The sequence below is a fragment of the Propionivibrio sp. genome (assembly GCF_017995515.1).
In the GTDB taxonomy this organism is placed as follows: Bacteria; Pseudomonadota; Gammaproteobacteria; order Burkholderiales; family Rhodocyclaceae; genus Propionivibrio.
In genome coordinates this window covers 1-13,369 of record NZ_JAGOIT010000092.1, presented here as the reverse complement: position 1 = coordinate 13,369, position 13,369 = coordinate 1, and the positions used below count along the sequence as shown (strand labels likewise).

Sequence of the window (13,369 nt, the reverse complement as noted above, 5' to 3'; positions counted from 1 at the left end):
AGCAGTACGACGCCGGCGTGCAGTGCGGCGAGATCGGTGAGCGCCCACTCGGGCGAATTGTCGGCGAGGAGGGCGACGACACGCGCGCCGGCGAGCCGTGCCGTGAGTCTTTCGACTTCGTCGCGCACGGCCTTGGACGTCCAGACCGAAGTTGCGCTACGGAGAACGACTGCATCGTCGGGTCGTGCAGCCAGTGCGTCGAAGAGTCGGTTCGTGCTCATGCGCGGCTCCCGAAACGTTCGAGCGCCAGGCGGATACGTCCGGCGACGACGATCGGCACCGACTCGTAATAGCTGCCCCAGTCGGCGGCCGCGCTGCCCAGGCGAGTCGGGTCGGCCTTGGCCAGCGCCAGTAGCGGCAAACCGAGCTTGGCGAAGATGCCGATCAACTCCTGTGTCGCGGTAAAGACTACCCATTCATGGCCGGCTTCGACGAACTTGCGCGCCAGATGCCGGATGACCTGCAGACTGCCGCCCGCCTTTTCCGAAGCGAGATTGCCGACTTCGACGATCTGCTCACGGCGCAGCGTCTGGCCGGTCAGTGCGCGCAGGATCGTCTCGATCGGCGCGTCGAGATAATTCTCGAGGAAGAGCGGTTCCGTCACCGCGCCGCGCCAGCCGGCCACGGCGACCGGGTGGCCGGCCTGTTCCAGCATCAGCAGTTGGGGCGTGAAGACCGATACATGTGCGCCGTAGCGTCGGAGGAAAACATCGCGGACAAATCGCTCGGCATCGCTGCGACGTGCCGCGTCGGTATCGACGTGGGTGGCAGTGATCGGCAGCGCCTGCTGACCGATACGTTGGTTGATCTTCTGGTCCTTGAATACTTGGGCTTGCGGGCGGGCAGACGTTGCGGGCTGCATTGGGAGTCCCTCGCTGTTGATCGTGGGACCCATATTAGGAAACCACTCTTAACTGCGTCTTAAGGTACGGATCAAACAGCCGCGAGCACCTTGCGAGCCTGGTTCGCGCCTTTCAACTGCGCGGAAAAAACGCCGATCAGCGCGACGACGAGCGCGCTCGAAAGCCATGCAGTCCAAAGTGTGTGCGTCAGGAAATGCTGGCCGCGCATCTGCTGCACCCAGCCGAGCGTGAAGCCGGCGCCAATGCCGGCGAGAAAGACCCAAGCGGCGCGGCGCGGATTGTTCGGCAGCCAGAGTACGGCGAGCGCCGAGAACCACATCGCCGTGCTCGCGTGACCGGCCGGGAAGCAATGACCGGCTTGCCAGACGTCCGGCACGACGTCGAGCAGGCGCAGGAAGGGATGGTCGCCGCCAAAGCGATCGACGCCCCAAGGACAATGCATGTTTGACGTCTGCTTGAGCGTCGTGATCAGCAGCGGTTCGAGCACGGCGGACAGTGCGACGATGCGTAATCGTGTCCGGGCAAGTGAGTTCATTCGTATGAAAGGAATGAGCAGATCAGCCAGCGTCGCGGCGATGATCAGGTAGCCGATCCAGACGATGACGTTCTTCACGTAGCCGTGCATCAGGTCACGTCCGAACCAGGTTCGATCCCACGGAAAGACGCCTTTGGCAGCATCGAAGTAAAAGTCGGCGATCCACAAATCGAGGTCGGTGTATTGGCCAATGAAGAGAATGACGCTGACCGATCCGAGCAGGATCAGCGCGGCGCGGATCAGCCAATCGTCGAGTAGGAGGGGGGCGTTCGTGGGGCGGACTGTGTTCATGTGTCGAGTACCTTGCTGGATATTGGACGGGGTTAGCCCGCTTTCTTCGTGAAACGCGTCAGGTTCTTCATCATCTCGACCATCACTGGCCGAATGGCGACCTTGGCCTCGGTGTGATCCCTGAGTGGGTTGTCTTCGCCGTCGGTGGCTTCGCTCTTCACCGCGCCGGCCGTGTTCACCGGGAAGGCGACCTTGAAGCTCTCGCCGAGGTAGGCAACGCGGTTCCAGTCGCCGGCGACGGCGTAGTCACGGTGATACGCGGGGTCGAGCAGGTTCTTGCCGAGCGAGTAGTCGGACGCCGGGTTCTTCACGCCGAGCAGTGGCATCAGCGTCGCGGGAATGTCGAGGTGACTGGTGATGCCGGTGACGACGCGCGGCTGCTGGCCCGGTACGTAGATCACCGCCGGCGTGCTCGTCTGGAAGCGGTTGAACTCTGCGCTATGCCCCCAGCGGCCGCGCTCCATGAACTCCTCGCCGTGGTCGCCGAGGACGATGACGATGGTGTTGTCGAGCAGTTGCTTCTCGCGCAGGTGCTCGATTACGCGGCCAATCTGCGAATCGACGTGGTGCGCGGCGTTGATGTAGCGGTTCTTGATCTCGCCGATCTGCCCCTTGAAGTCGGCCGTCAGATAGTTGAGGTCTTCGAGGTAGGGCTTGGCGATTGCGGACTCGGGCGGGAAGTCGTAATTGGCGTGCGTGGACTCGAAGAACATGTAGGTCATGAACGGCCGATTCACATCGCGCCTGTCGATGAACCCGAGCATCTCGTCGATGTTGATCACATCGCGTTTCCAGGGATCGGCGCCACCTTGACGCTCATGCATGTCCGCCGGATTCATCTTGGCAAAGACCGTCTTGTCGAAGGCCGGGAAGGTGAAGCGCTGGCTGGTGTACAGACCGAACTGGTAGTTCTGCTGCTGCATCACGTCCATCAACAGCGGCGAGCGGCGGTTGTCGAGCATCGGGAACCAATAGGTGCTGTACAACCCGTAGAACATCGAGAAGACGCCCATCTGCGTCAGGTTGCCGCCGCTGTAGTGCTTTTCCAGACGCATGGCCTGCTCAGAGAACTGCCACGTCTGCGGCATGATCTCTTGATCGAGCATGTCGAAGCGCAGTGATTCGGCGACGAGCCAGACGACGTTGGGTGAGCGCGCCGGCTTGTCGACGACGAGCGGCGCCAGCGGATAGTTGAGCGAACCCTTGGCGAGGTCGATGCCTGCTTCATTGCGCGGTTGCTCTTTGATGCCCAGCGCCTTGGCGACCTTGCGCATCGAGAGCGGCAGATAGAATGGATAACGCTCGCTGGCGAAGAGGATCGGCTGGTAGTTGGTCGCCGAGCTATAGGCGAACGCGACGCGCTCGCCGACGGTGGCGAAGACGAGGGCAAGGATGAGCCAGCGCCAGCGCTTGCCGGCGCTCGGTTCGCTTCTCATTGGCGCCGCTTGGCGCACCGCCGTCAGGTAGTAGGCGGCGGCCTGCATCAGCAGCAACGCCGCGACGATCAACGCCGCCGTGATCTGCGTGCTCAGGCTGGCGCCGAGCGAGGCGATGCCGCCCGGTGTCAGCACCAGGTCGAGGACGAAGCCGTTGATGTGGAAGCCGTACATCGAGTGGATCATCCGGTCGGCGAAGAGCAGCGCGTGCGTGAGGCCGGTCAAACCGATCAGCGATAAAGCGAGGAGGCGGCTGCGCCGGGGGGCGAAGTGCCCGATCAGACCACGAACCAGATAACCGAGCATCAGCGCCGGCAACAGGTAGAAGGCGCTATAGGTGGCGGTCGTCGCCAGCGTCCACGCGGCGGTGCCGGGGGCGGCGTACTGGCTGCCGACGGTAAACGTGCTGACATGCAGGGCAACGAGCAGCCAGGTCAGCAGGTGAAAACGATGGATCTTGTCGAGCGATGGGAGTTTGGCCATGTGAATGCTTTCCTTGGAGGTGAAGCATTCTTGGCCGCCTTCCTTAAGGCATTCTTAATCGCCCTGGATCAGACGGTAGGGTGCGCGACTTGTTGCGCACGCGGACTTCAAGTCCTGAACGATGCGCAACGCTTCGCGTAGCACCTCCTGCGCGGGGCTACGAGGGCGCCGTACGGGGGGGGATATGGATCGAGTGAGGTCGGTCAGCTCAAATCATCCCGCTTCAGATCGACGACGCAGACCCGGTTGCGGCCGCTTTCCTTGGCCCGGTACATCGCCGCGTCGGCCCATTTCAGGATCTTGTCCGGCCCGGCTTCGTGATTGACGAAGAGCACCACGCCGATCGACGCCGTGCATTGATGCTCGACCGCTTCGTCGGGGCGGTCGCGGCGCTTGACGGTCAGAAGATACGGTTCGGCCAGCTGGCGGCGGATCTTCTCGGCGATGATGCCGGCTTCGGCCAGCGATTCCTGCTTTTCCAGCGAGAGTTCGCTGATCATTACCACGAACTCGTCGCCGCCGAAGCGGGCGACGGTATCCATCTCGCGCACGCAGCCCTTCAGCCGCTCGGCCACCTCGATCAGCAGGAGATCGCCCACGTCGTGCCCGTGCTGGTCGTTGAGCGGCTTGAAGTTGTCGAGGTCGAGGAACATCAGCGCGCCGTAGTAGCCGCTACGCGCGCTGGCCGCCATCGTCTGGTTCAGGCGGTCGTAGAGCAGGCGCCGGTTGGGCAACTGGGTCAGCGCATCATGGAAGGCCATCTGCCGCACCTGATTTTCCATGTGCTTGCGCTCGGTGATGTCGTGCGAGACGACGACGACGCGCGTGACCTTGCCGTTCTTGTTGCGGATGACGTTGCCGCGCGACTCCATGACGCGCACGCTGCCGTCGTTGATCACCATCCGGTATTCAAGTTGACGGCCGTGCCCGGTCTTCACCGTGTCGAAGAACGCCTTGCGCACGCGTTCGCGGTCGTCCGGGTGGACATCGGCGAACGAGTCCGAACCGCGCAGATCGTGTTTCGAGCCGAAGAACTGGAGGTAGGACGGGCTGTTGTAGATGCGCCGTCCCTTTGGATCGAGCACGGCGATGAAGTCCCCGATGTTCTCGGCGATGAGGTGGAAAAACTCCTTCTGCTCGCGCAACTCCTCGATCACGCGCTTGCGCTCGGTGATGTCGCGCGCCGCGGCGAAGACCCCGTTCACCTTGCCGTTCGGATCGACATAGACGCTCGCGTTATAGAGCACATCGGTGATCTTTCCCGATACGTGGCGGATCGCCAGCGGATAGTCGGTGACGTAGCCCTTCGAAAAGACGAGCCGGTAACCAGCGCGGGCCTTCTCCGGGTCGGTGAAGTAGTCGGCGAAGTCGCTGTTGATCAGCTCTTCGCGGGTGGCGCCGGTCACAAGTTCGGTCGCCTTGTTCACATCGGTGATCTTGCCATCGGCACTGATCGTCACCAGCGGGTCCAGGCTCGCCTCGATCAGGCTGCGTGAGTATTGCAGCGAAGCATCGGTCAGCAGCTCCAGGTGCTTGTGCTGCGTGATGTCGTTGAGCACGATGCGGCAGACCGGCTTGCCGTTGATGTCGTGCGCGCTCACCGACGTCAGGCGGCACCAGAACACGCTTCCGTTGGCCTTCATCATGCGCAGGTCGCAGGTCTGCGGCTCGCCCGTGACCATCAGGTGGGCGCGGTGCAGGTCAAAAACGTGCTTGTCGTCGGCAACGACGAAGCGATCGATCCGCTCCCCCACCAGCTCGCTGCGCGATATGTCCAGGAGGTCGGCCGCCGTCAGGTTGGCCTGCTCGATCAGCCCGGTGTTGCTCAGCGAGCAGTAGCCCACCGGCGCCAGATCGTACAGCTCGAAATAGCGCACCCGCGCAGCTTCGACTTCCTCCTGTGCGCGGCGCAGTTCGTCGTTCTGCATCTCCAGCTCGATCTGGTGCACCCGCAGCTTGTGGAAAAGCTGGTGTGCCGCTTCCGGCGAAAGATCCTCCGCGTTCTCCGGGTACTCTGAATCCTGGGTCCGCGCGATTTCCTCGGCCAGGCGCTCCAGATCATCGGTACTTCCGGCGCTATGCGTGCCTTCAGGGGTTTCCGCCTGCTCTGCCATTGGAGAATATCCTCCATGTCCTCACAGCTATGCCTTTCAGCATAGATCATTAATCGGCATTGGAAAGCGGGGAAAAGCTGTGTCGCAGTCAAGCGACGATGATGGTGCCGACGATGAGACTCGAACTCATACGACCGAAGTCACTACCCCCTCAAGATAGCGTGTCTACCAATTTCACCACGTCGGCGGTTTCAAACGGATCGGGCTGCCACAACGTGCCGATCCCGCATTTGAGGGGCGCGATTTTAACGGGGTTTTGCGTTGTGTGCAAAGGAAAGTTTGAGGCGCTCAGACGATCGGGTACGACGTCACCGAACGACTCATCTCCGTTCGTGGTGCGCTTCTCCAGCAAAGGGTTTCCCGTTCGTGGCGAACCTCTCCACCAAAGGTTCTCCGTTCGTGGCGAACCTCTCCGCCAAGGGTTCCCCGTTCGTGGTGAGCCTCTCCACCAAGGGTTTTCCGTTCGTGGCGAACCTCTCCACCAAAGGTTCTCCGTTCGTGGTGAGCCTGTCGAACCATGAACGAGCGCCAGGCCTGTGGCATTGACCGCCCTTCGATCGTTCGACAGGCTCGCGACTCAGGGCGAGCGGTGCGGTGGGCCCTGGCGCATATCGGCCCGCTTGTCCTGACCCCGCGTACTGACCAATAATCCTGAAAACCTCAGAGTCTGTGAAGAAAATTCAAAATCCACCACAGAGTCGCGGAGGCGCAGAGGAAACGCAGAGAAAAACGCCGTTGCCAAAGGTTTTCTCTGCGAAAACTCGGCGTCTCTGTGGCTCTGTGGTGGGTGTTTCGGCATTTCAAGAAGCCCCACCAACCATGACCCCCGAACAGTTCATCGCCACCTGGAAGAACAACGCCCTCACCGAACGCGCCGGCGCGCAGGGCCACTTTGACGACCTCTGCGAGCTGCTCGGCGTCGACAAGCCGCGTGACCCGGAGAATTACTGCTTCGAACGCGGCGCCAAGAAAGCCGGAGGCGGAGCGGATGCAAAACAGGGCTGGGCCGACGTCTGGAAGCGCAACCACTTCGGCTGGGAGAACAAGAAACCGGGCCGCGACCTCGACGCCGCCTTGAAGCAGCTCACCGACTACGCCTTGCAGCTCGACAACCCGCCGCTCCTCGTCGTCTGCGACCGCGAACGCATCGTCATCCACACCGCCTTCACCGGCTACCCGGACGAGCCGCGTGAAATCCGCATCGACGAACTCATCGAGCCCGAGAAGCGCCAGCTCCTCAAGTGGGTGTTCACCGACCCCGAAAAGCTGCGCCCCGAGAAATCCACCGCCGCCATCACCGCCGAAGCCGCCGGCCAGTTCGCCCAGCTCGCCGCCGCCATGCGCGAGCGCGGCGCCTTTGCAGACAACTGCGGCGAAAAGGTCGCCCACTTCCTCGTCCAGTGCCTGTTCTGCATGTTTGCCGAAGACGAACAGCTGCTCCCCGCCGGCGTCTTCACCAGCCTGCTTGCCAACGCAGGCAACGATGCGGGGAAGGCCGCGCGGCGCATCGAAAAGCTCTTCACCGCCATGCAGAAGAAGGGCGGCGACTACGGCGACCACGACATCCCCTGGTTCAACGGCGGCCTGTTCAAGACGATCGACGTCCCCGCGCTCAGCGCCGACGACCTCAAGGCGCTGCACCGCGCCGCCGCCGACATGGACTGGCGCGCCATCGACCCCACCATCTTCGGCACCCTCTTCGAGCGCGGCCTCGACCCCGCCGCCCGCGCCCCGCTCGGCGCGCACTATACCGACACCGGTACCATCGCCAAGCTGATCGACCCGCTCGTGCGCGAACCGCTCGCCGCCGAATGGGAGGAGGCCAAGACTGAGATCGTCGCCAAACCGAAGAAGGCCAAGGCCACGTACCAAGGCTTCCTGCTCCGCCTCAACCACTTCCGCGTGCTCGACCCGGCGTGCGGCTCCGGGAATTTCCTCTACCTCGCGCTCAAGGCCCTGCGCGACATCGAAAAGCGCGCCCACGTCGACGCCCTCGAACTCGGCCTGCAAGCGCCGATGAACATGGAAACCGGCCCGCACAACATCCTCGGCCTCGAAATCAACGAGTTCGCCGCCGAACTCGCTCGCGTCACCGTCTGGATCGGCGACATCCAGTGGTGCCGCCAGAACGGCTACCCGCACGCCATCAACCCCATCCTCAAACCGCTCGACGGCATCGAACACCGCGACGCGCTGCTGTCTTTCTCCTCACCTGACAAGGGGAGGCCGGGAGGGGTTACGGAAGCCGACTGGCCGACCGCCGATGTGGTCGTCGGCAACCCGCCGTTCCTCGGGGACAAGGTCATGCGCAGCGAACTCGGCGCCGAATACGTCGAAACGTTACGCAAGACCTACGACGGCCGCGTTCCCGGTGGCGCCGACCTCGTCACCTACTGGTTCGAGAAGGCGCGCGCGCAGATCGAAGCCGGCCAGCTCAAGGCAGCCGGCCTTGTCGCAACACAATCCATCCGTGCCGGTGCGAACCGCAAGGTGCTCGAACGAATCGTTGCCACCACACGAATTTTTGAAGCGTGGAGCGACGAGGCTTGGGTCAATGACGGCGCCGCGGTGCGCGTGTCGCTGGTCGGGTTCGGGACGATTTATCCCACTGATCGTGGCAGTCGATTGAACAGCCTTGAGGTGCAGTCAATTCATGCCGACTTAACCGCTGTTGAGGGCCTCAACCTTACTACGGCGATCCCACTTTCTGAGAATCAGGGTGTTGCGTTTCAAGGGCCTGTCAAAGTTGGCAGCTTCGATATCCCCGGTCCTCTGGCACGCCAGTGGCTAACGCTGCCAAATCCCAACGGTCGTTCAAGTGCCGAAGTATTGCGCCCGTGGGCGAACGGTCAAGACCTCGCGAAGCGACCGTCAGATACCTGGATAATCGACTTCGGCACCGATATGCTTGAAGCCGACGCTGTGCTATTTGAAATGCCCATCGCGCACGTCATGGAACATGTTCGGCCCATGCGTGAGGCCGGCAACCGCGAAAGCAGGAAACGTTATTGGTGGCGTCATGGGGAGACAGTGCCGGCTTATCGGAAAGCAACCACGGCGCTATCGCGTTACCTTTCGACACCACGCGTTTCCAAACACCGCTACTTCGTTTGGCTGCCCAAAGCCGTGTTGCCAGATTCGCGCCTCTACGCCATCTGCCGGGATGATGATGCGACTTTCGGCATTCTTTCAAGTAGGCCGCACGAAGTATGGTCGCTAGCCAATGCTTCAATGCACGGCGTTGGAAACGACCCGACGTACAACGCCAAATCCTGCTTCGAAACCTTCCCCTTCCCACCCAACCTCACGCCGCGCGATACCGCGCCGCGCGACTGTCAGGCCTCGCCGCCGTGCCTGGCCGAGCAGATCGTCGCCGAGAACATCGCCGCTGCCGCCCGTCGCCTGAACGAGCTGCGCGAGAACTGGCTCAATCCGCCCGAGTGGGTCGATTGGGTGATCACGCCGGAAGAGGAAAAAGCCGGCTTCCCCAAACGCCCCGTCGCCAAACCCGGCCATGAGGCCGACCTCAAGAAGCGCACGCTGACCAACCTCTACAACCAGCGTCCGGCCTGGCTCGATCTCGCGCACAAGGAACTCGACAAAGCCGTCGCCGCCGCCTACGGCTGGACCGACTACGCCCCCGAAACACCCGACGAAGAGATCCTCCGCCGTCTGCTGGCGCTGAATCTGGAACGGAGCTATTGATCCGGCGCGATAATGCTTGAAGTCCGTTCGCCCTGAGTAGCCTGTCGAAGGGGGCGGGCTTCGACAGGCTCAGCCTGAACGGGAGTTGAGACTTCTTCGTGCCGGATCAATAGGGGCGTGGCGCCGTCTCGCTGCGACCTCTGCTTTGCGGCACGGCCGCCGCGGTTTGTGCAGGAGTCCAGTTCCACTGGGCGAATGGGCGGGTCAGCAAGCGGAGGCGCCGTTTTCGCGCAGCAAGCTGCTCCTAAGTCAAATACGATTGCCCTGATCCCATACGCTTTCCTGGGTTGCCTCAGCAGATCCTCGGCAGGGGGTCGTCTTCAAGCTCCGGCAGGATTCGTTCGCCACCGAGCGATGTTTGCAGCACGACGAGGTTGTTCAGGTCTTCGACGATGCCGATGGTGCTGGCGTCGGCAAAGCCGGCGGCCTTAAGCGCGTCGACGGCAGCCGGCGCGGCGTCGGGGCTCAGCACGGCGACGACGCGTCCTTCGCTGGCCAGGTAGAGCGGGTCGTAGCCGAGGATCTCGCAGACGCTGGCGACTGGCGCCTGCACCGGGATTTGCTCCTCGTAGAGCCGCACGCCGGCGCCTGTGGCGGCGGCGATGTCGTGCGCGACCGTCGCCAATCCGCCGCGCGTGGGGTCGCGCATGAAGCGCAGGCCGGGGATCTGTTGCAGGATGCGGGTCACCGGCAGCACGCTCGCGGCGTCGGAGCGCAGGGTGCCGGAGAGGTTGAATTGCGCGCGCGCCAACATGACGGCCGCGCCATGATCGCCGACGCTGCCGCTGACGACGAGGTGATCGCCGGGTTGGATGCGGTCGAGTCCGAGCGGCGTCTGCGTCGTGCGCACGCCGATGCCGGTGGTGGCCAGGTAGAGCCCGCCGCCTTGCCCGCGGCGCACGACCTTGGTGTCCCCGGCCAGGATGCTGACGCCGGCTTCGGCGCAGCTGCGGGCGATCGAATGCGTGATGCGTTCGAGTACGGCCATTTCCAGACCCTCCTCGATGAACACGTTGAGGCTCAGGTAGCGCGGCGTGGCGCCGGAGACGGCCAGATCGTTCACGGTTCCATGCACGGCGAGGCTGCCGATGTCGCCGCCGGGGAATTCGAGCGGCTCGACGGTGAAGCCGTCGGTGGTGATCATCCACTCCGCACCGGATGCGGCGAGCGGCAGCACCGCCGCGTCGACGCGGGTATCGAGCGCGCCGCCGAGAATGCGGGCGAACAAGCCGTCGATCAGTTCGCGCATCAGGCGACCGCCGTTGCCGTGGGCCAGTGAAATTCGCTCGTGCATTGGATGCGGGTGATGGTTCATCCTGAAAAACTCAGTTCTTCACCGCAAAGGCGCAAAGATCGCGAAGGTTCGCAAAGAAAATCAAAGCGCTACGCGAACGGCACCTATCTTTCATCTTGACCCACAGGGTGAATGGCCAAGTACGACCCACCTGTTGTTTCCTTTGCGATCTTTGCGCCTTCGCGCCTTTGCGGTGAGGTTTTCAGGTTCATTGGTTTCTCGCAAGCAGGAAATTGTCGTTGCGGCCCGGGTCGGCTGACAGGCGCGCCTGCGCCTCGACAATCTGGCCGAAGGCGATCGCCGCATCGTTGACCGGAAGGCGTTCGGGAAGGAATGCGGTGAAGCCGGCGGCGGCGAGTTCCCGCAGGACGTGTTCGACGAGCACACGGTTCTGGAACACGCCGCCGGCGAGCCCGACGCGCGCGACGCCCGATTCCTCGCGCAGTTTCACGGCCTGTTCGCGCAACGTGGCGGCGAGCGTTGCGTGCAACAACGCGGCGCGTTCGGCCGGCGAGCGCTCTTCAGACATCAAGAGCGGCAGCAGCGGTGCCCAATCCGCTCGCCACAGCGCGCCGTCCTTGTTCAGCGGCAGCGCGTCGCTGTTGCTTTTGCCGGTCGCCAGCGCTTCCAGACGCATCGCCGCCTCGCCTTCGTAGCTCTGCTCGCGGGTGACGCCGATCAGCGCGGCGGCGGCGTCGAAGAGGCGGCCGACCGAGGAGGTCTGCGGGCTGTTGACGCGCTTTTCCCACGCGGCGATTGCCAGATCGGCCGTCGCGGGTTTGTCGTGCCAATCGACACCGGCTTCCAGGCAGAGCGCCAGCGCACAACGCCAGCTGTCGCGGCTGGCGCGGTCGCCGCCGATCAGGCGGAAGGGGCGCAGGCTCGCCACGCGGCGCCACGCACCGGGCGTTCCGAGCAGCGCCTCGCCACCCCACAAGGTCTGGTCGTCGCCCCAGCCGAGCCCGTCCCAGGTGAACACGAGCATCGGGCCGCCGCCGGGGGCTTCTGCGTAGACGGCGCTGGCGTGCGCCGCGTGGTGGCCGACGCGGAGCAGCGGCCGGTTCCGCGCGCTCGCCCAGCGCGTCGAAAAATAGCCGGGATGGGCGTCGCAGACGAGCATTTCCGGCTCGACGGCGCGCATCCGGCACAGGTCGTCGATCACCTGCGCGAAGACTTGCAGACCGCGCAACGAACCGAGGTCGCCCTGATGCGGCGACACGATGACGCGATCGTCGATGGCGAGCGCGACCGTGTTCTTGAGATCGGCGCCGACGGCCAGCAGCGGGCTGGGTACGGGTCGGCGCAGCGGGAATTCCAGCGGCGCATGGCCGCGCCCGAGGCGGATCGGGCGTGGTGTGCCGCCGACGGTGCGGAACACCGAGTCGTCGGCCGGCCGCCGGATCGGGCGGTCGTGATGCAGGAATGCGTCGGCCACGTCGCCGAGCCGTTGCTCGACACTGGCGGCGTCGGTCAGGACCGGCTCGCCGCTGATGTTCGCCGACGTCGCCACCAGCGGCCCGTCGAATGCCTGCACGAGCAGGTGATGCAACGGCGAGTAGGGCAGCAGCAGCCCGACTTCGCCGAGGCCGGGCGCGATGGCCGCGGCGAGCGCCGAACCGGCCTTCTTTGCCGCCAGCACGATCGGGCGTTGTGCGCTGCGCAGCAACGCGCCTTCCTCCGGCGTCGGCGCGGCGATGTCGCCGGCTTCCAGCATGGCTTCCGAGAGCATCACCGCAAACGGCTTGGCTGGCCGCCGCTTGCGCGCACGCAGGCGGGCGACGACGGCGTCGGAACGCGCGTCGCACAGCAGGTGGTAGCCGCCGACGCCCTTGACGGCGACGATCAGCCCGTCGCGCAGGCTTTCGACGCAGGCGGCGAGCGCCGCCTCGTTATCGCGCAGCACCGCCCGACCGGGTTGATGGCATTCCAAGTATTCCAGCGTCGGCCCGCAACGCGGACACGCCAGCGGCTGGGCGTGGAAACGCCGGTCGGCCGGGTCGTCGTACTCGGCGCGGCAATCGGCGCAGAGCTCGAAGCCGGCCATCGCCGTGTTCGGGCGGTCGTAGGGCAGTCGATCGATGATCGTGTAGCGCGGGCCGCACTGCGTGCAGTTGGTGAAGGGGTAGCGATAACGCCGCGCCTGCGGGTCGGCCATCTCGGCCAGGCAATCGGGGCAAACGAAATGGTCGGGCGGGACGACGATCCGGTTGTGACTGGCTTGACCGGCCATCCCGCTGTCGAGGATGCGGAAGTCCTCGTGGTGCTCGACCGTCGCGGCGGAAACTTGCGGGGCGTCAGGCCGGGCGAGCTGCGGCGCCTCGGCGGTCAGTCCGGCGACGAAACGCGCGAGCGGTTCGGGCCGACCCTCGGCATGGATTTCGACCTCGCCACCGACATTGCGCACCCAGCCGCGCACGTCGTGGCGTTGGGCCAGTCGAACGGTGAACGGCCGGAAGCCGACACCCTGGATGCGGCCGCGCAGGCGGATGCGCTGCGCAATGAGGGTGTCGCTAGCCATGTCGTGTTGAGCACTGATCGGCATCTAATGCGCGTCCCGAGAAATGCCGTCCCCTGCGGGAAATGGACAGGTAGATGCTGCGGTCAAAACCAACGATCTGCGCTCGCGCAGACATCGCCACCTCATGTAG

Annotated in this window: 8 protein-coding genes, 1 tRNA gene and 1 pseudogene; 2 read left to right on the top strand and 8 right to left on the bottom strand. The window is 64.1% G+C overall.

Features of this window, described 5'->3' with window-relative positions; all coding sequences use genetic code 11:
• The 6 genes and pseudogenes from KBA32_RS13625 to KBA32_RS13600 form a co-directional block, all read right to left on the bottom strand.
• A pseudogene (locus KBA32_RS13625) lies at window positions 1-221 on the bottom strand (AMP-dependent synthetase); the annotation flags it as partial.
• Window positions 218-862: a thermostable hemolysin gene (locus tag KBA32_RS13620; protein WP_294359804.1), complete on the bottom strand. Its 645-nt coding sequence runs from the start codon at window positions 860-862 to the stop codon at window positions 218-220. The pseudogene KBA32_RS13625 and the gene KBA32_RS13620, both read right to left, overlap by 4 nt.
• Before the next feature lie 71 nt (window positions 863-933).
• Entirely contained in the window at window positions 934-1,689 is a 756-nt protein-coding gene (locus KBA32_RS13615; RefSeq protein ID WP_294359802.1) for a phosphatase PAP2 family protein, read from the bottom strand.
• A 32-nt stretch (window positions 1,690-1,721) separates the two neighbouring features.
• Window positions 1,722-3,608, bottom strand: coding sequence for a sulfatase-like hydrolase/transferase (locus KBA32_RS13610; RefSeq protein ID WP_294359800.1), 1,887 nt, complete (start codon window positions 3,606-3,608; stop codon window positions 1,722-1,724).
• A 203-nt stretch (window positions 3,609-3,811) separates the two neighbouring features.
• On the bottom strand, window positions 3,812-5,722 hold the full coding sequence (locus KBA32_RS13605) for a bifunctional diguanylate cyclase/phosphodiesterase (RefSeq protein WP_294359797.1): 1,911 nt from the start codon (window positions 5,720-5,722) through the stop codon (window positions 3,812-3,814).
• Window positions 5,723-5,824: 102 nt separating this feature from the next.
• Window positions 5,825-5,909: transfer RNA gene (locus tag KBA32_RS13600), tRNA-Leu, on the bottom strand.
• A 179-nt stretch (window positions 5,910-6,088) separates the two neighbouring features.
• Here KBA32_RS13600 and KBA32_RS13595 point away from each other — a divergent pair.
• Window positions 6,089-6,268: a hypothetical protein gene (locus KBA32_RS13595; RefSeq protein ID WP_294359795.1), complete on the top strand. Its 180-nt coding sequence runs from the start codon at window positions 6,089-6,091 to the stop codon at window positions 6,266-6,268.
• A gap of 273 nt (window positions 6,269-6,541) precedes the next feature.
• Window positions 6,542-9,427, top strand: coding sequence for a DNA methyltransferase (locus tag KBA32_RS13590; RefSeq protein WP_294359793.1), 2,886 nt, complete (start codon window positions 6,542-6,544; stop codon window positions 9,425-9,427).
• Between the two features lie 292 nt (window positions 9,428-9,719).
• Here the strand turns inward: KBA32_RS13590 and hypE are convergent, their stop codons facing one another.
• Together hypE and hypF are read right to left on the bottom strand one after the other, a co-directional pair.
• On the bottom strand, window positions 9,720-10,742 hold the full coding sequence (gene hypE / locus KBA32_RS13585; protein ID WP_294359792.1) for a hydrogenase expression/formation protein HypE: 1,023 nt from the start codon (window positions 10,740-10,742) through the stop codon (window positions 9,720-9,722).
• Between the two features lie 187 nt (window positions 10,743-10,929).
• The gene (hypF, locus tag KBA32_RS13580) at window positions 10,930-13,239 is read right to left on the bottom strand and encodes a carbamoyltransferase HypF (protein WP_294359790.1); all 2,310 of its coding nucleotides are present in this window, start codon (window positions 13,237-13,239) and stop codon (window positions 10,930-10,932) included.
• Window positions 13,240-13,369 lie beyond the last annotated feature (130 nt).